This window comes from Microbacterium sp. SCN 71-21, assembly GCF_001725695.1.
Lineage (GTDB): Bacteria > Actinomycetota > Actinomycetes > Actinomycetales > Microbacteriaceae > Microbacterium > Microbacterium ginsengisoli.
Window position 1 is genome coordinate 39,807 of the sequence record NZ_MEGA01000001.1, and the last position, 21,617, is coordinate 61,423.

A 21,617-nucleotide genomic window follows, 5' to 3' on the forward strand; every position below is an offset into this window, starting at 1 on the left:
ATCCGCTCAGGCGAGCGCGTCGACGATCGGGCGGAACTTCACCCGGGTCTCGAGCAGCTCCGCCTCGGGGTCGCTCGAGGCGACGATGCCGGCGCCCGCGAACGCCGTCACCGGGATGTCGTCGCGATCCTCGGCCGTGGGAGACGACGACTCTGCGCCGAACTGCGCGCAGCGCAGCGCGATCGCCCACTCGCCGTCGCCGTCGCCGTCGATCCAGCCGACCGGACCGGCGTAGCGTCCGCGGTCGAACGGCTCGAGCTCGCGGATCGTCGCGAGGGCCGACGCCGTCGGGGTGCCGGCGACCGCGGCGGTGGGGTGCAGCACCGCGACGAGATCCAGAGCGGATGCCTCGTGCCCCAGGTCGCCCTCGACGTCGGTCGCGAGGTGCCACACGTTGGGCAGCTTCAGGGTGAAGGGCGTCTCGGCGGCGGTCACCGCGCGCGTGTGACCGGCGAGCGCGTCGAGCACGCTCTGCACGGCGAAGCGGTGCTCGTCGAGATCCTTCTGGCTGGTCGCGAGAGCGACGGCGGCGGCGGCATCCCGATCGGCATCGGCGCCGCGCGCGGCGGTGCCGGCGAGCACCCGGGCGGTGAGGGTGCCGTCGTGCACGGTGACGAGGGTCTCGGGGCTCGCGCCGATGAGGCCGCCGACGGCGAAGGTCCACGTGTCGGGGTAGCCGCTCTGCAGGGCGCGCACGAGCCGGCGCAGGTCGGCGCCCGCCGGCACCGACCCCACGAGGTCGCGGGCCAGCACCACCTTCTCGAGCTCGCCGCGGCCGATGCGGGCCACCGCCTCGGCGACGGCGCGGGTGTAGTCCTCGGGGCTCTGCGCGCCGGGTCCGAGCGTGGCCGACCAGTACGGGCCGTACGGGATCGGGGCGACATCCTCGCCCTGATCGGATGCCTCCTCCCTCGTGATGCGCGTGATCCAGGTCTTCCCGCCGGTGCGGCCGACGACGACGGACGGAACCACCAGTCGCGACGTCGCACCCGAACGGGAGCGCGCCTCGGCGTGCTCGTCGAACGCGAGAGAGCCGAAGGCGAGGAGGCCCGTGCCGGGGGCGTGCACCTTGTCGTCGACGGACGCGGCATCCGCGATCGCGCGCCACGTCGACGCGAGCCGGGTCGCGGCCTCCGCGGATGCCTCGAGGGTGATCAGCGGGCGACCGATCCCGACGAATCCGTCGCCGCGCCGCGACCACACCAGCGGTGTGTGCGGGTCCGCCAGAGCCAGCAGATCCTCGTGCGCGATGGTCTCCCGGGTGACCGCCACCAGTCGGGGGGGAGCGGGCAGGGTCACCCGTCCAGCCTAGGCCTCGCCCGGCCCGCCTAGACTCGACGGGTGACCGCCGCCGACGAGCCCAACCGCGCCGACCTGGGCAAGGATCCCGCCCGTGTGAGCGGCATGTTCGATCAGGTGGCCGCGGCCTACGACCGCACCAACACGCTGCTGAGCCTCGGCAACGATCGCCTCTGGCGCATCGCGATGACCCGCGCCGTCGCGCCGCAGCCGGGGGAGCGGGTGCTCGACCTCGCGGCGGGCACAGGAGCATCGAGCGTCGCACTCGCCCGCAGCGGCGCCGAGGTCGTCGCCGCGGACTTCTCGCCCGGCATGATCGCCGAGGGCGCGCGGCGGCACGGCGGCATCCCGAATCTCTCCTTCGTCGAAGCCGACGCCATGGCGCTGCCGTTCGATGACGCATCGTTCGACGCCGTCACCATCTCGTTCGGGCTGCGCAACGTCGCCGAGCCCAAGGTCGCCCTCGCCGAGCTGCTGCGGGTCACCAAGCCCGGCGGCCGCCTCGTGATCTGCGAGTTCTCCCAGCCGCAGAATCCGGTTTTCGCGGCGCTCTACCGGTTCTACAACGACCGCGTGCTGCCCACCGTCGCCCGCTGGGTGAGTTCGAACGCCGATGCGTACGACTACCTCAACGAGTCGATCAAGGCCTGGCCCGCCCAGCGCGCGCTCGCCGCATGGGTGCGCGAGGCCGGCTGGACCGATGTCGCCTACCGCGACCTCACCTTCGGCATCGTCGCGCTCCACCGTGCGGTGAAGGCCTGATCGGCGCACCTGGGCATCGGCTACGAGGCGTTCTCGACCGACGGGATCGGCGGCCACCGGTGGAGTGAGCGCCGGTAGGCTGTCTGCGTGACTCCGACCTCGTCCGCGCCCGGTCTGCCCCTGGCAGGTCACCTCAGCGTGACGGAGCGGGTGTTCGCGGGGCCGGCCTCCCGTCGCCTGTGGAAGACGGTCGAAGCGGGTCTCGCGCAGGTCGAGGCCCAGCTGGCGACCGAGATCGCGTTCACCGATCGGCTCGCCGACGTCACCAGCCGCTACCTCTACCAGGCCGGCGGCAAGCGGGTGCGGCCGATGCTGACGCTGCTCACCGCGCAGCTCGGCGACGGCGCGACACAGCCGGTCATCGAGGGTGCCGCCGCGCTCGAGCTCACCCACCTCGGCTCCCTCTACCACGACGACGTCATGGACGGTGCGGACGTGCGCCGCGGCGTTCCGGCCGCCCATGCCGTGTGGGGCAACAGCATCGCCATCCTCACCGGCGACCTGCTCTTCTCCCGCGCCAGCCAGATCATGGCCCGCCACGGCGATGCCGCCATCCAGCTGCAGGCCGACACGTTCGAACGACTCGTGCTCGGCCAGTTGCACGAGACCGTGGGTGCGTCCGACGACGACGACCCGGTGGAGTTCTACCTGCAGGTGCTCGCCGACAAGACCGGCTCACTCATCGCGGCATCCGCGAAGGCCGGAATCACGTTCGGCAACGGCCCCGAGGAGTACGCCGAGCCGCTGCAGGTCTTCGGCGACAAGGCGGGCGTCGCGTTCCAGTTGCTCGATGACGTCATCGACCTCTCGGCCGACGCCGACGAGACCGGCAAGGTGCCCGGCACCGACCTGCGCGCGGGCGTTCCGACCATGCCCTACCTGCTGCTCGGCGCCGACACCGACGCCGCCTCGGTCGACCTGCGCGCCCGCATCGACGAGGGCGTCGCCCGCATCGCCGACGGCGCCGACCCGGCGATCCTCGACGAGCCGCTCACCCGGCTGCGCGAGCACCCCGCGACCCTCCGCACGCTCGAGCTCGCCCGTCAGTGGGCGTCTGACGCGGTCGCCGCCCTGGCGCCGCTCCCCGCCGGGCCCGTGCGCGAGGGCCTCACGCGGTTCGCCGACGCGGTCGTCGACCGCAGCAGCTGACCCCCCGACGCCCGGCCGCGCCGCGGCATCCGACTGCGTCGCGCCCCACGAAAGGACACCCCCATGACCAAGCTCCGGCTGGCCATCGTCGGTGCCGGTCCCGCAGGGATCTACGCCGCCGACATCCTCCTGAAGGAACAGCGGCCCTTCGACGTCTCGATCGATCTGTTCGAGCACCTGCCGGCTCCCTACGGACTCGTTCGTTACGGCGTGGCCCCCGACCACCCGCGCATCAAGGGCGTCATCACGGCGCTCCGCGAGGTGCTCGACCGGGGTGACATCCGCATCTTCGGCAACGTGCGCTACGGCGTCGACATCACCCTCGAGGACCTGAAGAAGCACTACAACGCGGTAATCTTCGCGACCGGAGCGATCCGTGACGCCGACCTCGACATCCCCGGGATCGACGCCGAGGGCTCGTACGGCGCGGCCGATTTCGTGAGCTGGTTCGACGGGCACCCCGACGTCCCGCGCACCTGGCCGCTCGAGGCGGCATCCGTCGCTGTCGTCGGCGTCGGCAACGTCGCGCTCGACGTGTCGCGCATTCTCGCGAAGCACGCGATCGACCTGCTGCCGACCGAGGTGCCGGGCAACGTCTACGAGATCCTCGAGGCGAGCCCCGTCACCGACGTGCACGTGTTCGGCCGCCGCGGCCCGGCGCAGGTGAAGTTCACCCCGCTCGAGCTGCGCGAGCTCGGTGAGCTGCGCGACGTCGACATGGTCGTCTACGACGAGGACTTCGACTACGACGAGGCCTCCCTCGCGGCGATCGCGAGCAACAAGCAGGTCAAGGTCATCGACCGCGTGCTGCAGGAGTGGCGCACGCGTCCGGCGGCGAACGGTGCTGCCGGGCCCGCCTCGCGCCGCCTGCACCTGCACTTCTGGGCGAAGCCTGTCGAGGTCACGACGGATGCCGCGGGCCGGGTCGCGTCCCTCGTCTACGAGCGCACCCGTCCCGACGGGCAGGGCGGGGTCGTCGGCACCGGCGAGCTGCGCGAGGTGCCGATCGGGCAGCTCTACCGCGCTGTCGGCTACTTCGGCTCGCCGCTGCCGGGAGTGCCGTTCGACGACCGGCACGGGGTCATCCCGAACCACGAGGGTCAGGTTCTCGAGCCCGACTCGAACGAGATCGTTCCGGGCGTCTATGCGACCGGGTGGATCAAGCGCGGGCCGGTGGGGCTCATCGGCCACACTAAGTCCGACGCGATGGAGACCGTGCGCCACCTCGTGGGCGACCAGGCGTCGTGGTGGCAGCCCGAGGACCCGTCCGAAGAGGCGATCCCCGCGCTCCTCGCCGAGCGCGGTGTGCGCTGGACCGACCTCGAGGGCTGGCACCGCCTCGACGAGCACGAGATCGCCCTCGGGGCTGCGCACGAGCGCGCACGCATCAAGGTCGTTCCGCGCGACGAGATGATCAGCATCTCCCGCGGCGAATGACCGCGGCACGGCGACCCACCCCCGGGCTGCTCGCGGCACTCGGGTTCATCACGGCGGTCGGCCCGTTCGCGGTCGACATGTACCTTCCGTCGTTCACGCAGATCGGCACCGATCTCGCCGCTCCCGCCTCGAGCGTGCAGCTGACCCTCACCGCGTTCCTCATCGGCATTGGCGTGGGTCAACTGATCCTCGGACCTCTGTCCGACCGGTTCGGCAGGCGCCCCGTGTTGGTCATCGCGTTGGCGGTGTTCGCGGCATCCGGTGTCGCGATGGCGTTCACGCCGACCGTCGAGGTGTTCATCGCGTTGCGCCTGGTGCAGGGTCTGACGGGAGCCGCGGGCATGATGCTCGCCCGCGCGATCGCCGTGGACCTCAGCGAGGGCGAGACGGCGGTGCGGGCGCTGAGCCTCATCGCGATGCTCGTCGGGCTCGGGCCGCTCATCGCACCCCCCATCGGCGGCGCGGTCGCGGCGATCGCCGGCTGGCGCGGGGTGCTCGGGGTGCTCGCCGCGATCTCGGTCGCGATGTTCGTGCTCGCCGTGGCGGTGGTGCCGGAGTCGCTGCCGCCCGAGAAGCGACACGCAGGAGGGGTGGCGAGCGCGTTCGCGCGGTATGGCACGCTGCTGCGTGACGGCGGCGTGCGCGGCTATGTGACGGTGTTCGCGTTCGGCTTCGCCGCGATGATGGCCTACATCTCCGCCTCGCCGTTCGTCGGCCAGACCGTGCTGCGCATGCCGCCCCTCGTGTATGCGTTCGGGTTCGCGGCGGGAGCGGCGGGCATCGTGCTCTCGAACCTCGTCAACGCGCGGGTCGCGCCGAGAGTCGGCGTGAGACGGATGCTGCTGGTCGGCGTCGCGCTCTCCGTCGTCGCCTCGGTCGCGCTGGCGGTGCTCGCGCTCACGGGGGCGCTGCAGCCGGCGACGTTCATCCTGTGCGCGTTCGTGCTGACCTCGGCGACGGGTCTCATCATGTCGAACGCGAGTGCGCTCGCTCTCGCCCGCGCGGCTGCGGCGCGGGGCGCGGGAGCGGCCCTGCTCGGGTCGAGCCAGTTCCTCGTCGGGGCGATCGCCTCCCCGCTCGTCGGCCTGTGGGGCGAGGACACGGCGGTGCCGATGGCGCTCGTCGCGCTCGTCGCATCGGCGGTGGCGGCGGTCGTCGTGCTGCTCACCCGTCCGCGGCCGCTGCCGGCCGCCTAGGCGGAGCCGCCCGCGGCGGAGCGGGTACCGTGGCTCACCGGTTGAGCGCTGTCAGCACCGCCATCAGTGCAGATCGGTCGCCGGCCGACTCGAAGAACAGGCGGTCGGCCTCCTCGACCACCTGAACCGCCCGGAGCGCGAGGGCCACGCCGTCGTCGGTGACGTCGATGATGTGCGCACGGGCGTCATCGGGGTCGGTCGTGCGCACCAGCAGATTCTTCTCCGCGAGCGCTCGGATGACCTGCGACGTCATCATGGCGTCGGTGTTCGCATGCTCGGCGATCCGTCGTTGATTCGGCCGTTCCCCGGCCACCCGGGTCAGCCACCAGGCGCTGGCGAGAAGCACGAACTGCACGTGTGTGAGGCCCAGCGGCTTGAGCGTGGACGTGATGACCCGCTGCCAACTCAGCGTCGCTCGCCACAGGAGGAGTCCGGGGCTCTCGCGCGGCTCGAGCGAGTCAGCCACGCGGGCGCTTCGCGTGTGCGCCGAGCGCGGCGATGACGTCGGCGAAGTCCTCGCTCACGCCCGCGCCGACCTCGGCCGACACCTCGTCAGGCCCCTCCACCGTGCAGCGATAGGTCACCCGGCTTCCGGTTCCCCACGCCTCGATCTCGTGGCGGACACGCACCGTCACCCCGGCATCGGGCACGGGTGTGAGGTCCTCGTATCCACGCTCCGCCTCGACCCACGTGAGCTCGAAGGGCAGCTCGCTCCCGTCGGGGAACACCATCACCGCGGTCGTGCCCGCCGCGAACGGGTCGTCGATGCGCACGGCTGCGACGCCGTCGTTCCATTCGGACCACCGCGCCGGGTCGGCCATGATCGCGAACACCGCCGACGGCGTCGCGTCGCACTCGCCCGTGAACTCTCGTACCCACATGTCGAACTCCCTCAATTCAGTATGCGCACATACTAATTCGACGGCGGGTCGATGTCCACATCGTCAGCGACGTGATGGTCGCCGAACCGCGACGACTCGGGCGCGACTCGGGCTATTCGGCGACGGGACGAGCGGATGCCGCGGCCGATCGCCCTGCGGTGAGCTCCTCGCCGACCACCACGACCCAGGGTGCCGCGGCGACGAGCAGGATCGAGAGCGCGAACGATGTGCCGATCTCGGCCAGGACGACGGCGGTGGCGAGCACGACGAGAGCGAGCGTCAGAGCCACCGCGTGTGCGCGCCGCACGCGGCGTGTGAGCGTTGCGGCGACCGCGAGATAGGTCGCGAGGAACACGGCGACCGCGATCGCGACGACCTGCACGGCGACCGCGAAGTCGACGTGCGCCTGCCCCTCGACCACGTAGGCGCCGACATGGAGTCCCGCCCCCGCCGCGGCGACCGCCGCGAAGACGAGCATGTGCAGGTAGCCGAACACGAAGCCGCCGCCGGGGCGATGCTCGAGCAGGTGGCCGAACGGCACCGCGAAGTAGGCCCACCACATGCCGAAGGTGAGGGTCACGCCGGCCGCGACGAGAACGATCGCGTCGCCCGACCAGCCGCTCTCGGCGATGATCGGCTGCACCGCGGTCACCGTGCCGAGCACGCCTTCGCCGAGGGCGATGAGCACGAGCAGGCCGTAGCGCTCCGCGATGTGGTGCGGATGCCAGGGGGTCGGATGCCGCCGCTCGGCGAGCAGCGGACCCCCGAGCTCGATGAGGTAGAGCACGGCCGCGAACGCCAGGGTGGGGCCGAGTTCGAGATGCAGCACGGCGGTGGCTACCCACCCGATCTGTGCGATCGCGATGAACGTCGCGTAGATCAGCGCCGTTCGGCGGTGCGCGGGCGACTGGGCTGCGAGGCGCAGCCATTGGGCGAGCATGGCGACGCGCATGATCACGTAGCCGGCGACGACCACCGTGTTGTCGATGCCGTGGCCGCCCTCCAGCGAGTGGAACACGTCGGAGAGGCCGAGGGCGAGGACCAGCACGCCCGCCATCTGCACCATCGTCGTGAGGCGGTACACCCAGTCGTCGGTGTCGAACGCCGAGGCGAACCACGAGAAGTTGATCCAGGCCCAGATGATCGCGAACATCCCGAAGGCGAATCCGCCGAGCCCGACGGCGAGACGTCCTTCCGCGATCTCGTGCGCCATCTGGGATCCGGCGATGCCGAACGCGACGACGAACGTCAGGTCGAAGAGGAGTTCGAGTGGGGTCGCTGCGCGGCCGTGCTCGCGGGGGTTCCGGCCGAGCATGCGGCGCATGCGTGCGGTCACGGATCCTGCGGCGACGTGCGGGGGAGTGTTCATCGTCACGGGGATCATCTTGCCGGTCCGGGGCGGTCGTAGGCTGGCGGCATGACGGTCGGGTGGGGCGCCGACATCCTCGGCGACGGATTCATGCAGCTCAGCCTGCCCCTCGGGGAGGACTCCGAGGGTGCGGTGGTCGCCACCCTGGTGCGTGCGGTGCCTGAGCGGGGGCCGGCGTCGTGGTTCGCCGCAAGGCCGCTCGGAGACGTCGATGTGCTCTACGTGCACGGGTGGTCGGACTACTTCTTCCAGACGAGGCTCGCCCGATTCTGGACCTCCCGTGGCGCCCGCTTCTTCGCCCTGGATCTTCGCAAGTACGGACGCAGCCTCCGGCCCGGGCAGACCCCCGGGTACGTGACCGACCTCACGACCTACGACGAGGACATCGCCGCAGCCCTCGGCGCCATGGGTCGCGACGGCGAGGGGCGGCATCCGCATCGCCGGCTCGTGCTGCTCGGGCATTCGACCGGCGGGCTGACCCTGAGCCTGTGGGCCGACCGGCATCCGCGGGCGGCGGCAGCCGTGATCCTGAACAGTCCGTGGCTCGAGTTCCAGCTGCCCGGGCGTCGGCGCAGTGCGCTCGCCCCGGTCGTCGGCATCGGGGCCCGGATGCGTCCGTACGAGACCGTGCCGCAGGTGGATCTCGGCTTCTACACACGGGCGCAGCGCGAGGTGGCCGACCCGACCGATCCGGTGTCGATCGATCTCGACTGGCGTCCCGAGCAGACGATGGCCGTGCACACCGGGTGGCTGAACGCGATTCTCGCGGGGCACGCGCGCGTCGAGGCGGGGCTGCGCATCGACGCGCCAGTGTGCGTGCTGCTGTCGGCGCGCAGCGCCGTGCCCACCCGGTGGAGCGAGGAGCTCACCCGTGCCGACAGCGTGCTCGTGGTCGACGACATCGCCCGCGCGGCGGTGCAGCTCGGCTCGTCGGTGACGGTCGAGCGCATCGAGGGTGCGTTGCACGACGTCTTCCTGTCGCGCCACGATGCCCGCGAGGAGGCGTACGCGCGTCTCGCGCGCTGGGCCGACGGGGTGCTTGCGCGAGGGTAGGCGGCATCGCTCGAGGGCGTTGGGCCGTGCGCGCTCGACTTACGCGGCGAGGCGGGTCGGCGCCGGCCACCCGCCGGTCGTGACCACGTCGCCGGCAGCCGACACGAGGCGGGCCGGCGCGAGGTCGGCGAGCCACGCGGGCGCCTGCGCACCGCGGATGATCGCTGCCGTCGACAGGGCGTTCGCCTCCACGCAGCTGCGCGCCGCGACCGTCACGGTGCGCCACGCCTCGGGCGCCGGCTCCCCGGTGCGCGGGTCGACGATGTGATGGATGTCGCGTCCCGCCCGCTGCCACCGGCGATGAAGAACACTGGATGTCGCGATGCCCGCGCCCGCGCGCAGGGTGACCTGGTCGATCGGCTCGCCCGCGGCATCCTGCACCGTCACCTGCCAGCCGCCGACCGGCTCGGGGCCGGCGCAGGCGATGTCGCCGCCGAGGGAGAGCAGCACGCCACAGTCGCACGCGACGGCGACTGCGGCTGCCACGCGATCGGCGGCGAGCGCCTTCGCGGTCGCGCCGAGGTCGAGGGAGAGGTGCGCGGGCACGGTCAGCAGGTCGCCGTCGAGCGTGATGCGGCGCCACCCGGGGGTGTGACGCACGACGACGCGGATGGGCCGGTCGTCGTCGAGGATCAGGCGGATGTCGCGGTCGTAGCCGAGGGCGTCCATCGCGGTGCGCACGGTGGGGTCGACGAGTCCGCCGGTGAGCTCGGCGGCCTCGAGGGCGGCGCGCACGAAGTCGGCGAGCGTGGCGCTCACACGCACTCCGTCCGGCAGCCGGTCGGAGATGCGGTTGAGTTCGGATGTCGCGTCGAACCGGTCGACCGCGGCGGCGATGATCGCGAGCTCGCGCTGCGCGACCTCGATCGCCATCGGGAGGGCGTCGTCGCGGGTGACCACGAGGCGGGCGTCGGTCGACCACAGCGCCCACTCGTGCGCGGCGGTCATCGTGAGCCCGACGTCGTGCCGTGCGAGGTGGTGCCGGATCCGCTCGAGACCGAGCCGGAGTTCGAGCTGGTCGATCCGCTGCTCGAGCTCGAGCTCGAACCGGACGACGTCGTGCCCGAACTGGTGGTGCCCGAACTGGTGGTGCCCGACGACGACGTGCTCGAGCCGGATGTGCCCGTGCTCGACGTCCCCGTGCTCGAGGTGCCCGTGCTCGAGGACGACGTCGAGGTCGTGCTCGTTCCGCTCCACTCGGTCGCGACCGCGGGGGCGGCGGCGATCAGCACGCCCGCTCCGGCTGAGATCACCGCGGCGGTCGCGAGGGTCGCCCGCAGCTTCGCCTTCTCACTTCTGCGCATCGGATGCTCCTTCCGTTGTGAAAGAAGCGTGCGCGTCGCACTGATGCGCTCCCCAGGTCTGCGCCGGGCGGGCGGGGAGAGAACGCTATGCGATTGCTGTGACGGGATGCCGCGGCATCCGGGTCGATCACCGCGCGGTCCCGCTCTCCGCGACTTAGTCCACCCCCGGCCCCGGCGGCATTCGGCCGCGAAAAGCAGCGAGGTAGGCCTTGGCTTCGGAGGGTTCGAATCCCATCTCGCGATATGCGGCGAGTATCTGGTCGTCGGTGGCCCGGTCGGAGTCCTCGAGGTCCGGCGCGATCACCGGTAGTTGACGAACTGCAGGTCGACGTCGAGGTCGGCGGCCTTGAGGAGGCGCTGCACTTCCTGCAGGTCGTCGCGCGACTTCGAGGTCACGCGCAGCTCGTCGCCCTGGATCTGGCTCTTCACGGTCTTGGGGCCCTCGTCGCGGATGATCTTGCCGATCTTCTTCGCGTTCTCCTGCGAGATGCCTTCCTTGAGGCTCGAGGTGATGCGGTACTCCTTGCCGCTGGCGACGGGGTCCCCGGAGTCGAGCGACTTCAGCGAGATGCCGCGCTTGATGAGCTTCGACTGGAACACGTCGAGCACGGCCTTCGCGCGCTCCTCGCTGTTCGCCTTGATGAGGATCTGCTCGCCGCTCCACGCGATCGACGCGTCGGTGCCCTTGAAGTCGTAGCGCTGCTCGACCTCTTTGTGCGCCTGGTTGAGGGCGTTGTCGGCCTCCTGACGATCGATTTTGCTGACGATATCGAAGGAGCTGTCTGCCATGCCCGCGAGTCTAGCCGCGGCGTGTGGCGGCGTCCCGAGCCGGGGCGCTGCCCGGTTCGTAGACTGGTCGGCATGCACGCGCTCACCGAGAACGATCTGCGCGCCGCGTTCGTGAACGCCTCGACCGACGACCTGCGTCTGCTGGCCCTGCCGCACGACTTCCCGATCCTCGACTGGGACCACCTCGACTTCCTCGCCTGGCGCGACCCCGAGAACCGAGACCGCGGCTACCTCGTCGCCGAACGCGACGGCTCCCCGCACGGGGTCGTGCTGCGCGCGGCATCCTCGTCGTCACGCGGACATGTGGGCCTGTGCAACCTCTGCCACACGATGCAGCCGGGCAACCAGGTGACGCTCTTCTCGGCGCGACTTCCGGATGCCTCGGGGTCGAGCGTCGGCACCTACATCTGCGCCGATCTCAGCTGCCACGAGAACGTGCGGCTGGCGGCGCCGCTGGCGCCGGGCGAGATCCGGGCGAGCGTCGACGTGCGCATCGACGGCACGAAGGAGCGGGCGGAGTCGTTCGTCGCCCGCGTCGCCGAGCGCGTCTGACACGCCCCGCGTGCGGTGGCGCCCTGCGCTCCGCGCTGACAGAGTGGGCACGACTGCGAAGGAGCATCCATGGCCGCTGAATCCCGGGTCGTCGTGATCGGCGACGCGCTCATCGACGAACTGCGCGACGACAGCGGGGTGCGCGAGTTCGTCGGCGGTGCGGCCCTGAACGTCGCCGTCGGACTGTCGCGTCTCGGCGTGCCGACGAGCCTCATCGCGATGGTCGGCGACGACGAGCCGGGGGAGCGCATCCGCGGGTTCCTCGCCGACTACGGGGTCGAGCTGATCGCCTCCGCGTCACCGCACGGCACCTCGCGCGCGGTCAGCACGCGCAGCGCCGGCGGCGAGCCGACCTACGTCTTCAACACGGCCGCCCAACAGCGGCGAGTCGTCTACGGCGCCGCCGAGCGTGCGGCCATCGCCGCCGCGCCGCTCGTCGCGATCAGCTGCGTGCCGTTCGACGACCGCGCCCAGACCGACGAGCTGATCGACGCGGTGGCCGCGGCATCCGTCGTCGCCATCGATCCGAATCCTCGCGCCGGCATGCTGCACGACCGCGACGAGTTCGTGCGCGGGTTCGAGCGCGCGGCCGCGGGGGCGACCCTCGTCAAGGTGGGCGACGACGACGCCGAGCTGCTCTACGGCATCTCCCTCGATGCGCTCACCGACCGACTCGTCGGCCTCGGCGTCGGGGCGGTGCTCGCGACCCGCGGTTCTGCGGGCGCGCGCATCGTCGCCGGGGACGCCGATGTGTCGCTGCCCGTCTCGGCCCTGCCGGGACGCATCGTCGACACGATGGGAGCCGGCGATGCGGTGCTCGCGTCGGTCGCGGCATCCGTCATCGAGGGGCGTCCGGAGAGCGGCGACGCGTGGCGCGCGGTGCTGCACCGGGCGATGGATGTCGCGGCCGCGACCTGCCGCGTCGAGGGCGCCCTGCTGCGGCTCCCCGAGTCGCTGGGCGGCATCGACCTCGACCGCATCGGCACCTGAGCGCGCACCCGGGCCGATTTCGACACGGACCGCATCGCGGGTAAGATCGGAGATCGCGCCTCCGGTCGACTGAAAAAGCCGGGCGGGTGCGCCATGGCAGGTTACCCAAGCGGCCAAAGGGATCTGATTGTAACTCAGCCGGCTCAGCCTTCGGGGGTTCGAATCCCTCACCTGCCACCCCAGAACGGGCCTCGCATGTCGAGGCCCGTTCCACGTTTTTCCGGGCGGATGTCCCGCCCCGCCCGTATGCTCGGGCGCGTGACCGCGGCATCCGGATTCGACCAATGACCGACATCGAGGTGTTCGTCGTCGTCGACGTCGCCGCGTGGCGGGAATGGCTGATCGCTCACGATGACGAGTCCGACGGGGTGTGGTTGGCGCTCGCCAAGAAGGGCGTGACCGAGCCGACCTCCCTCGTCTACCAGGAGGCGCTCGAAGAGGCGCTGTGCAGCGGCTGGATCGACGGGCAGAAGCGCTCGAACGACGAGGCCACCTTCCTGCAGCGCTTCACCCCGCGCCGCAAGCGATCGATGTGGTCGGCCCGCAACGTCGAGATCGTCGAACGACTCATCGCCGATGCGCGCATGCGCGCGCGTGGCCAGATCGAGATCGATGCGGCACAGTCCGACGGTCGCTGGGATCGCGCATACTCCGGGGCGGCGACCGCGGAGGTGCCCGACGACCTCGTCGCCGCGCTCGCCGCGGCCGGCCCGACCGCCGTCGAGACCTTCGCCACGGCGAACGCGAACAACCGCTACGCAGTGCTGCACCGCCTCATGACCGCCACCACGGCCGAGACCCGCGCCGCGCGACTCGACCGGCTGGTCGCGCAGTTCGCGCGCGGTGAGCGTCCGCACCCCCAGTAGCCCTCCCCGCACGCTTCCCGCTGGCGGTCATCCACAGCGGGACGTCATCGTCCTGGGCCGCGGGGACGCCGCATGCCACGATGGGGGCAGCGCGACCGACCCGCAGAACGGATCCCTCTCATGACGCAGCCGACGCCCGCCACCCCGCCCGCCGCGAACGGGTCGACCTCGTCCCCACTGGTGCGTGCATCGATCTGGGTCGCCATCGGCGCACTCATCGCCGCAGCAATCGTGAGCGTCGTCTGGGTGCTCGTGGGCAACCAGAACGGCCTCATCGGGCGGGCGTTCCTCACGATCTTCCTGCTCGCCGCATTCGCCGGGGTCTCGATCGTCGAGGCGCGGCTGTCATCGCGGCGTCCGGTGTGGTTCGTGCTGGTCAGCATGACGGTGTGGGTCGTGACGCTGCTCATCGGCGCGATCTTCATCTGGATGCCGGCAGGCTCCGCGCAAAGCGGCTACGACGATCCTTACGGCAGCGGCTCCAACCCGCTCGTCCCGTCGTATGACGGTGTCGACCCGCTTCTCGGCGCGCAGCGCACCTTCTCGTTCTTTCTCGTGGTGCTGATCCTCCAGCTCGCCGTGCTGCACGTGCGCCTCTACGTGAAGGCATGGCTGCGGTTCCGCACGTCGTTCACCACGGTCACGTCTCTCGCGACCATCGCCTTGGTCGGCATCCTCGCCGTGCTGCTGGTGATCCCGCTCGTGCTGCAGGAGTTCCTGCGCTTCCACGACATCTACTGGCGCCTCACGGTCGCCGTCGCGATCCTCGCCGCCGTCGGCACCGCCCTCGTGCCGCTCGTGACCGTGCTGTTCGCGCCGCGGACTCCCAAGCCCCTGGTCGCGGGGCCCCCGCCCGGATGGCCGACCTACGCCGACCGGGTCACGCCGCTGCCTCCGCTGCCGAACGGCACGCCGGACTGGAACGCGTACTACACGGGCCGGCCCAGCTATCCCGCTCCGGGCACGGCCCCCGCTGCCGCACCGGCGCCCGCGGCTCCCGTCGCTGCGCCGACCGGTGACCCGACGCTTCCGCCGCGCCTTCCGCTGCCGCCGCAGACGCCCACGGAGTGACCGCCGGGTCGCACACCCACGGTCAGATCGCGCCCTCCCCGCGTGACCTGACTCGGCGACGGGCCGCGCGACCCGATGGAACGGCGGCCCGCGACTGAACCTGGGGTTCAGGCCTCGAGCAGCTCCCGCGCCGCCATCGCCGCGTTGTGACCGCCGATGCCGCTGACCGCGCCACCTCGCACCGCGCTCGATCCGCACAGCAGCACCCCGTCGACGCCTGACGCGACGCCCCAGCGGGCGGGTGCGGCATCGGGGGCGTCATCGAGCCACGGCCACGACAACGGGCCGTGGAAGATGTCACCGCCGACCATGCCGAGTGAGCGTTCGAGATCGTCGGTCGTGCGCGCCTCGATGCACGGCGACCCGTCGGGCGCGATCCACAGGCAGTCCTCGATCGGTTCGTCAAGCACCGCGTTCAGCGACCGGATCGCCGCGGACTGCACCTCGTCGCGCGCGCCCGCGGCGTCGCGTCCGGTCACCAACGCGTGCGGCACCTGCAGCCCGAACAGTGTCAGGGTCTGGGCGCCGGCGCTGCGCAGCTCGGGTCCGAGGATCGACGGGTCCGTCAGCGAATGACAGTAGATCTCCGCCGGCAGCGGATCGGGCACGCGACCGGCGCGCGCCGTGGCGTACGCGGCATCCAGATCGCTCATCCGCTCGTTCACGTGGAAGGTTCCCGCGAACGCCGCCTCGGGGGCCACGGATGTGTCGCGCAGCCGCGGCAGTCGACGCAGCAGCATGTTGACCTTCACCTGCGCGCCGGCCGGACGAGAGACAGCGGATGCCTCGCCCCCACCGGCCGTCACCAGATCGGCGAGAACGGCGGCCCCCACGCCCGACAGCACGAGCCTCCCGCGCACCACCCGCCCATCGGCGCAGCGCACCTCGCCGTCGGGTGACACGCTCGTCACCTCCGCGCGCGTGCGCACCTCGGCACCCGCCTCGCGGGCTGCCCGCTCCATCTCTGCGCTGACCCGTCCCATGCCGCCGACGGGCACGTCCCAGTCGCCGGTGCCGCCACCGATCACGTGATAGAGGAAGCACCGGTTCTGGGCGAGAGAGGGGTCGTCCGACCATGACGACGTGCCGATGAGCCCGTCGGTGAGAGCGACCCCGCGCATCAGATCGGTCAGGAGACTCGCGCGCACGAGCTCGCCGAGAGGTCGCTCGGTCACCTGTTCCCACAGTTCGTCGTCGCCGAGCCGCGCGCGCACCGTCGCCGCCGTCGGCAGCGGCTCGGTCATCGTCGGGAACACCGCCGTCGCGAGCGGCGCGAGCCTGGTGAGCAGGTCGCGATAGCGGGAGGCCTCCTCCGGGTCGCCCGTCGTGGCGGTCATCGAGCGGGCGGTGGCCGCGGCATCCTGCGTGTCGACCAGCACGCCCCGTGACGGGTCAGCCGGGTCTGGTGTGTAGGACGAGTAGCGCCGGCGTCGCAGCTCGACGCGCAGGCCCAGGTCGTCGACGATGCGGCGGGGGAGCAGGCTCACCAGGTACGAGTAGCGCGAGAGTGAGGCATCCACGCCCGCCCACGGGCGCTCTGAGACGGCGGCGCCGCCGAGATGAGCGAGCCGCTCGAGGATGACGACCGAGCGTCCAGCCCGGCCGAGGTAGGCGGCCGCGACGAGGGCATTGTGGCCGCCGCCGATGATCACGACATCGTGCGTGGGGGTCATGGCCTCACGCTAGCGGTCCGCCCTGCGGCGTCACCGACGGGCCGGATGCCGCGGCCCGGGCGATAGCGTGGCGGTATGACCCTCCCGCTCGAACTGCAGTCGCTCGCCGTCGAGATCGCCCGGGAGGCGGGAGAGCTCGCCGCCCGCCGACGGGCCGAGGGTGTGACGATCGCGGCGACGAAGTCCGCGCTCGCCGACATCGTGACCGAGGCCGACCGCGAGGTCGAGGCGCTGATCCGCGATCGCATCGCCGCCGCCCGCCCCGATGACGGCTTCCTCGGCGAGGAGTCCGGCGGCGCCGATTCCCGCACCGGCATCGTCTGGGTGGTCGACCCCATCGACGGCACGGTCAACTACGCGTACGGCCTCCCGATCTACGCCGTCAGCATCGGCATCGTGACCGGCAGCAGCGACCCGACCGCCTGGGAATCGCTCGCGGGCGTCGTCTACGCCCCGGCGCTCGGAGAGCTCTACCGGGCCGCGCGCGGCGAAGGTGCCTGGCTCGGCGATCACCGCCTGCACGTATCTCCCGAGATCGGCCCCGCCGGTGCCCTGCTCGGAACCGGCTTCGGCTACGACCCCGCCACCCACGCCGGCGATCTCGCCGCCGTGGGCGCGGTGCTGCCCCTCGCGCGCGACCTGCGGCGTATGGGCGCGGCATCCCTCGATCTCGCCGCTGTCGCGGCCGGCCGGCTCGACGGCTACTACGAGCGCGGACTCAAGCCGTGGGACGTCGCCGCCGGAGCCCTGCTGGTCGAAGAGGCGGGTGGCGTGTTCTGGCGCGAGGGCGGTCCGGATGCCGCGGCCCGACCACTCTCGATCGCGGCCCCGGCTCCCCTGTTTGAGAAGCTCGCCGAGGCCCTGCGTAACGGCTAGGTTTCGTGCCGCGACATGCCCTGGCAATCCTCAGGCGATCGGGTTACTGTTTATGAGTTCGTTATCTTCCGGTACCCGCCGAGTCACGAACACCACCCGAACGCAAGACCGTCGCTGGCGCGACAAGACGTGAGACTTTTGTGCTTTGACTTCTGAGACACCCGCATCCGACAGCCTGCCGACCCGTCGTTCCCGCCGCGATTCCGCGAGCACTGCGACGCCGGTGCCGTCGGTGACCAAGATTCAGGAGCCCGTCACTTCGTCGACCGTCGAGCCCGCGGCATCCATCGTCGATGCGGTCGCCATCGCTGACGCTCTTGTCGTCGCTCCGCTCACCCGCCGCTCCGTTCGTGCGGCGGCGCCGGTGGTCGCTCCCCTCACCCGCCGCGCTGCGCGCGGCCGTGAGCTCGAACTGCCGGCGCTGAGCGAGGTCGTCGGCGCCGAGGTGGTCGAACTCGTCGCCGTCGAGCCCGAGGCCGCCGAGCAGGCTCCCGCCGCTGCGACGGTCGTCGAGATCGTCGCGAGCCCGCAGCGCGAGCTTCCGTTGGCGTTGCCGACGTCACCGGTCGCTCACGCGCACACCGCCGCAGAGTCCGCTCCCCGCGCCGATGCCCCCGCAGCAGATGCGGACGCATCGGCGCCGTCGCGTGAGGCCGACGATGTCGACGCCTTCGCTGAGGCTCTGCGCCGATTCGCTGAGAGCGGCCCCACCCCCATCATCTCTGTGGCCGAGTCGGCTCCCGAGCAGGTCATCGCCGACGAGGCTCCGACCGGCCGCGCGCACCGAGGCCGCGGCGCGAAGAACGCACCGGCATCTGCTCCGTCGTCGGCCATGCCGCGCAAGAGCGTGTTCCGCCGGGTCGCCACCACCTCGTTCTCGGTCGGCGCGATGGGCATCGTCGGCCTCGTCGCGGTCGGCATGACGCTTCCGTCCCAGGCGGTGGCCGCGGCATCCGGCACCGCATCTGTCACCAACGCGGTCTCGCTCGCCGCATCGAACAGCACCGGTGGCGGTGAGAGTGCGATTCAGGCATTCGCCGTACCCAGCGAGGTGCAGACATCCTCGCTCGACCGCAGCGACTACACCACGGGCTCGAAGGCCGACATGGCGGCCTCGCTCGGCATCTCCCACTTCTCGAACTTCTTCACCAACAACCCGAACTCGCCCATCCAGTGGCCGTTCGCCGTCGGCGTCTCGATCAGCTACGGCTTCGGCTGGCGCACGGGTGAGTTCCACGAGGGTCTCGACTTCACCCCGGGCGCCGGAGCGAAGATCCAGGCCGTCGCCGACGGCGTCGTACGCGTCGCCACCGAGAGCGGCGGCGGATACGGCGTGATGATCATCATCGATCACGTGATCGACGGGCAGCCCGTCGCGACGCGCTACGCGCACATGGCGTACGGCTCGCTGCGGGTCAAGGCCGGTGACCACGTGAAGGTCGGCGAGATCATCGGCCAGGTCGGCGACACCGGGTACTCGTTCGGTGCGCACCTCCACTTCGAGGTGCTGCAGAACGGCACGACTCCCATCGATCCGCTGCCCTGGTTGCGTTCGCACGCGGGCGGATGACCCGTCATCCGCGGGGAGGATCCGGTTCGGTGACCGGCCGCGGCTCTGATATCCTCGTGTGGTTGCCCGAAAGGGCGGCACGCCCCGATAGCTCAGTGGCAGAGCACTTCCATGGTAAGGAAGGGGTCGTCAGTTCAATCCTGACTCGGGGCTCGCAGCATGTCTGACATGCGTTGCGGCAGGGTAGCTCAGTTGGTGAGAGCGCACGACTCATAATCGTGAGGTCGCGGGTTCGAGCCCCGCTCCTGCTACAGAAGAAAACCCCCGGTTCGCCGGGGGTTTCGTCGTTCACGGGCGGGACCTCGCCGAACGCTCAGGGGGACGTCGACGACCGAGGGTCGAGCAGCAGAACGTCATCCGGATCGATGTGATACGACGTGCCGCCGCTTCCGGGAGTGGAAGCGGCCGTCGTCGGTGCCGACCGCCGCGGGTCTGACTGCGCGTCGGACGGTGTGACGGCGTGCGGAGATTGCCCGGGCGCGGCCGCGCCACCCGACGTCTGCGCGGCCGCGTCCATCACGGCCGACACCATGGGAATCGTCAGCGATGCCAGCCCGATCACCACCACGCCGCACGTCACCCAGACCATGACCTGCATCCACCGACGCCGCCGACGAGGTAGCGTGTCGGCAGCACGTCCCGCCCCCCGAGAGGACCCCGCCGATGTCCGACACCACGTGTCACGTCTCGATCTCGCTTGACGGGTTCATCGCCGGTCCGAACCAGTCGATCGATGCGGGACTGGGGGAGCGGGGCATCGAGCTGCACCGGTGGCACATCGGCGACCCCCGGGCGAACGAGGCCGACGCGGTCGCCGCGGGCTGGCTCATGCGCCCGAGGGGTGCCTACGTGATGGGTCGCAACATGTACGCCCCGTCGCGCGGTGCCTGGGCCGACGAGTGGAGCGGATGGTGGGGCCCCGAACCGCCCTACCACGCACCCGTCTTCGTGCTCACCCACCACCCGCACGAGTCGATCGTGATGGACGGCGGCACCGTCTTCCACTTCGTCACCGACGGGTTCGATGCCGCCTATGCCCGAGCGGTCGAGACGGCGGGTGACCTCGGCGTCGACATCGCCGGCGGGGCATCCACTGTTCGTCAGGCTCTCGAGGCGGATGTCATCGACGAGCTCACCCTCGACATCGCACCCGTGCTGCTGGGGTCAGGGGAGCGCATCTTCGAGGGTCGCGAGACCTTCGGGTTCGAACCCGTCGAGGTGCTGCACTCGCCGCTCGCGACCCACATCCGCTACCGCCGCGTCGGCTGAGCGCCCGACACGACGTCAGCGCGCGGCGACCAGCTCGTCGCGCTCGTGGGCGGCGAAGTGCGTCGACCGTCGGAACGGGGCGGCCAGCGTCGCGCCGATGTCGCGACGGTGCGCGATGAGGAGTCCGACCGCGATGAGCACCTGCACGGCGCTGAGCACGTAGCGCCCGGTCGTGTCGGTGACGAAGAACTGCACCGCGAAGATCGCCGCCAACGCGATCGCCGACCAGCGGTGGAACCGCAGGCCGATGATGATCGCCACCCCCATTACCGTCTGCGTGCCGGTGAGCACGAACTCCTCGACCTGGCGAGCATCGAGGCCGAGCTCACTGCCGCCGCCACCGAGGTAGTGCGCGATCGGGAGGGACCCGACCAGCAGGCTCCACTGGTTGATCTTCGAGGCGATGAGCGTCGCGATGGCGGCGGCACCCATGCCGCGCAGCGCGAACATCACGGCGACGATGAACTCGGGTGCCTCCGACGCCAGCGGCGCCAGCCACTGCACGAGGAAGTAGCTGTCGAATCCGAGCGAGACACCCGTGTCGACGAGGCTCGTCGCGAACGGCTCCGCGCACGCCAGGATGATCGCCGCGGCGACCACGAACAGTGAGATCACGACGGCTCGACGCCGGCCGGTCGGGAGGTCCGCGATCAGCGCTGCGGTGCCCACGAACTCCTCCTCGCCCTCCGAGTGGATGCGTCCCGATCGCCACAGGTAGACGGCGAACACCGCGATGAGCACGACGCCGAACCAGATGGGGATGGCACCCAGCAGCGGGATGGCGAAGGCGATCACCGCGAGGATGGCGAGGAAGCCGACATCGAAACGCGCCGCACGCGGAAGCGGAAGGAACGCGCGTCGGGCCGGGTCGCGCCGGGGGAGTGAACGGTTCGCGACCGCGATCGCGACGATCACGACGAGAGGCCAGCCGAACCCGAGCAGCAAGCGGTTGGAGCCCGTCATGTTCGCCGCGGCATACTGCTCGTACGCCGGGTCGAAGCCCGAGCGGTAGGCGCAGTAGAGATCGACGGCATACTCGGGCAGCACGGCGATCAGAGCGAGGATGGCGATCGCGAGCCCGCCGGAGATGTCCTTCTGCGCGGACTCCGCGGCCCACGCCAGCAGGAACGACGACGCGACGACCGCGGCGCCGAAGACCACCATGTCGAGCAGCGGGCTGGGCGCGAATCCGGTCGCGCGGAACACGATCGCGGGGGCGGCGATCGCCAGGCACAGGGCGATCTTTCGGATGAGGGCGGGGGGCATCGAAGACTCCTCGATCGGGCAGGCCGAGAGGACGCGGTGACGCAGACACTCCGGCCAGGGACATGGCCGAAGGTCTCGTTCGCTCCGCGGACGGAGTGGCCCGCCGGATCGGATCACCGTGAACCGATCAGTATGTCGACGCAGCCGCGAGGAACTACTCCCCTTCGCTCCCTCCACCCTGACGGGCGCCGCCCCGCGCGAGCAAGCTGAGAGCGGAAGTCTCACGCTTTCGGGTTTCCGAACAC

Annotated in this window: 20 protein-coding genes and 3 tRNA genes; 15 read left to right on the forward strand and 8 right to left on the reverse strand. The window is 71.1% G+C overall.

The window, feature by feature from the left end:
• Positions 1 to 6: 6 nt before the first annotated feature.
• Positions 7 to 1,293 carry an isochorismate synthase gene (locus ABT08_RS00215; RefSeq protein ID WP_416361451.1) on the reverse strand — a complete coding sequence of 429 codons (1,287 nt, stop codon included), beginning with the start codon at positions 1,291 to 1,293 and terminating at the stop codon, positions 7 to 9.
• Between the two features lie 48 nt (positions 1,294 to 1,341).
• Between ABT08_RS00215 and ABT08_RS00220 the strand changes: the two genes are divergently transcribed.
• The 4 genes from ABT08_RS00220 to ABT08_RS00235 all read left to right on the forward strand — a co-directional run bounded on the left by ABT08_RS00220 (position 1,342) and on the right by ABT08_RS00235 (position 5,843).
• Positions 1,342 to 2,061 carry a demethylmenaquinone methyltransferase gene (locus tag ABT08_RS00220; RefSeq protein WP_288113614.1) on the forward strand — a complete coding sequence of 240 codons (720 nt, stop codon included), beginning with the start codon at positions 1,342 to 1,344 and terminating at the stop codon, positions 2,059 to 2,061.
• A gap of 87 nt (positions 2,062 to 2,148) precedes the next feature.
• The gene (locus ABT08_RS00225; RefSeq protein WP_056207712.1) at positions 2,149 to 3,210 is read left to right on the forward strand and encodes a polyprenyl synthetase family protein; all 1,062 of its coding nucleotides are present in this window, start codon (positions 2,149 to 2,151) and stop codon (positions 3,208 to 3,210) included.
• A gap of 63 nt (positions 3,211 to 3,273) precedes the next feature.
• Positions 3,274 to 4,647 (forward strand): FAD-dependent oxidoreductase, encoded by a 1,374-nt coding sequence (locus ABT08_RS00230; protein ID WP_288113615.1) that lies wholly within the window; start codon positions 3,274 to 3,276, stop codon positions 4,645 to 4,647.
• Positions 4,644 to 5,843 (forward strand): multidrug effflux MFS transporter, encoded by a 1,200-nt coding sequence (locus tag ABT08_RS00235; protein ID WP_288113616.1) that lies wholly within the window; start codon positions 4,644 to 4,646, stop codon positions 5,841 to 5,843. The genes ABT08_RS00230 and ABT08_RS00235 overlap by 4 nt, the downstream gene beginning before the upstream one ends.
• A 34-nt stretch (positions 5,844 to 5,877) precedes the next feature.
• On the opposite strand, the gene ABT08_RS00240 is transcribed toward ABT08_RS00235, so the two are convergent.
• The 3 genes from ABT08_RS00240 to ABT08_RS00250 form a co-directional block, all read right to left on the reverse strand.
• A complete protein-coding gene (locus ABT08_RS00240) occupies positions 5,878 to 6,309 on the reverse strand; it encodes a MarR family winged helix-turn-helix transcriptional regulator (RefSeq protein ID WP_056207702.1) in 432 nt (143 codons plus the stop codon).
• Positions 6,302 to 6,724, reverse strand: a complete 423-nt coding sequence (locus ABT08_RS00245) for an SRPBCC family protein (protein WP_056207701.1) — start codon at positions 6,722 to 6,724, stop codon at positions 6,302 to 6,304. Before ABT08_RS00245 ends, ABT08_RS00240 begins: the two co-directional genes overlap by 8 nt.
• Before the next feature lie 112 nt (positions 6,725 to 6,836).
• The gene (locus ABT08_RS00250; protein ID WP_288113617.1) at positions 6,837 to 8,060 is read right to left on the reverse strand and encodes a low temperature requirement protein A; all 1,224 of its coding nucleotides are present in this window, start codon (positions 8,058 to 8,060) and stop codon (positions 6,837 to 6,839) included.
• An 81-nt stretch (positions 8,061 to 8,141) separates the two neighbouring features.
• Between ABT08_RS00250 and ABT08_RS00255 the strand changes: the two genes are divergently transcribed.
• Positions 8,142 to 9,146, forward strand: a complete 1,005-nt coding sequence (locus ABT08_RS00255; protein WP_056207697.1) for an alpha/beta hydrolase — start codon at positions 8,142 to 8,144, stop codon at positions 9,144 to 9,146.
• A gap of 39 nt (positions 9,147 to 9,185) precedes the next feature.
• Here the strand turns inward: ABT08_RS00255 and ABT08_RS00260 are convergent, their stop codons facing one another.
• Together ABT08_RS00260 and ABT08_RS00265 are read right to left on the reverse strand one after the other, a co-directional pair.
• Positions 9,186 to 10,343 (reverse strand): FAD:protein FMN transferase, encoded by a 1,158-nt coding sequence (locus ABT08_RS00260; RefSeq protein WP_288113620.1) that lies wholly within the window; start codon positions 10,341 to 10,343, stop codon positions 9,186 to 9,188.
• A 407-nt stretch (positions 10,344 to 10,750) separates the two neighbouring features.
• The gene (locus tag ABT08_RS00265; RefSeq protein ID WP_045247768.1) at positions 10,751 to 11,239 is read right to left on the reverse strand and encodes a YajQ family cyclic di-GMP-binding protein; all 489 of its coding nucleotides are present in this window, start codon (positions 11,237 to 11,239) and stop codon (positions 10,751 to 10,753) included.
• Positions 11,240 to 11,311: 72 nt separating this feature from the next.
• Between ABT08_RS00265 and ABT08_RS00270 the strand changes: the two genes are divergently transcribed.
• From ABT08_RS00270 to ABT08_RS00290, 5 genes are all read left to right on the forward strand, one after another.
• Complete coding sequence (locus ABT08_RS00270) at positions 11,312 to 11,791, forward strand: FBP domain-containing protein (protein ID WP_045247769.1); 480 nt, start codon at positions 11,312 to 11,314, stop codon at positions 11,789 to 11,791.
• A gap of 69 nt (positions 11,792 to 11,860) precedes the next feature.
• Positions 11,861 to 12,781, forward strand: coding sequence for a PfkB family carbohydrate kinase (locus tag ABT08_RS00275; RefSeq protein WP_056207694.1), 921 nt, complete (start codon positions 11,861 to 11,863; stop codon positions 12,779 to 12,781).
• A 95-nt stretch (positions 12,782 to 12,876) separates the two neighbouring features.
• Positions 12,877 to 12,958: transfer RNA gene (locus ABT08_RS00280), tRNA-Tyr, on the forward strand.
• Between the two features lie 107 nt (positions 12,959 to 13,065).
• The gene (locus ABT08_RS00285; protein WP_056207692.1) at positions 13,066 to 13,647 is read left to right on the forward strand and encodes a YdeI/OmpD-associated family protein; all 582 of its coding nucleotides are present in this window, start codon (positions 13,066 to 13,068) and stop codon (positions 13,645 to 13,647) included.
• Between the two features lie 120 nt (positions 13,648 to 13,767).
• Entirely contained in the window at positions 13,768 to 14,718 is a 951-nt protein-coding gene (locus ABT08_RS00290) for a hypothetical protein (RefSeq protein WP_288113623.1), read from the forward strand.
• 107 nt (positions 14,719 to 14,825) lie between these two features.
• Here the strand turns inward: ABT08_RS00290 and ABT08_RS00295 are convergent, their stop codons facing one another.
• Positions 14,826 to 16,391 (reverse strand): phytoene desaturase family protein, encoded by a 1,566-nt coding sequence (locus tag ABT08_RS00295; RefSeq protein ID WP_288113625.1) that lies wholly within the window; start codon positions 16,389 to 16,391, stop codon positions 14,826 to 14,828.
• Positions 16,392 to 16,466: 75 nt separating this feature from the next.
• On the opposite strand from ABT08_RS00295, the gene ABT08_RS00300 reads away from it, so the two are divergent.
• From ABT08_RS00300 to ABT08_RS00320, 5 genes are all read left to right on the forward strand, one after another.
• Positions 16,467 to 17,267: an inositol monophosphatase family protein gene (locus tag ABT08_RS00300; protein WP_056519350.1), complete on the forward strand. Its 801-nt coding sequence runs from the start codon at positions 16,467 to 16,469 to the stop codon at positions 17,265 to 17,267.
• Positions 17,268 to 17,499: 232 nt separating this feature from the next.
• On the forward strand, positions 17,500 to 18,837 hold the full coding sequence (locus ABT08_RS00305) for a M23 family metallopeptidase (protein WP_288113627.1): 1,338 nt from the start codon (positions 17,500 to 17,502) through the stop codon (positions 18,835 to 18,837).
• An 81-nt stretch (positions 18,838 to 18,918) separates the two neighbouring features.
• A tRNA-Thr gene (locus ABT08_RS00310) sits at positions 18,919 to 18,990 on the forward strand.
• Positions 18,991 to 19,014: 24 nt separating this feature from the next.
• A tRNA-Met gene (locus tag ABT08_RS00315) sits at positions 19,015 to 19,088 on the forward strand.
• Between the two features lie 412 nt (positions 19,089 to 19,500).
• Positions 19,501 to 20,106 (forward strand): dihydrofolate reductase family protein, encoded by a 606-nt coding sequence (locus tag ABT08_RS00320; protein ID WP_045247777.1) that lies wholly within the window; start codon positions 19,501 to 19,503, stop codon positions 20,104 to 20,106.
• A gap of 15 nt (positions 20,107 to 20,121) precedes the next feature.
• On the opposite strand, the gene ABT08_RS00325 is transcribed toward ABT08_RS00320, so the two are convergent.
• Positions 20,122 to 21,372, reverse strand: coding sequence for a calcium:cation antiporter family protein (locus ABT08_RS00325; RefSeq protein ID WP_288113629.1), 1,251 nt, complete (start codon positions 21,370 to 21,372; stop codon positions 20,122 to 20,124).
• Positions 21,373 to 21,617 lie beyond the last annotated feature (245 nt).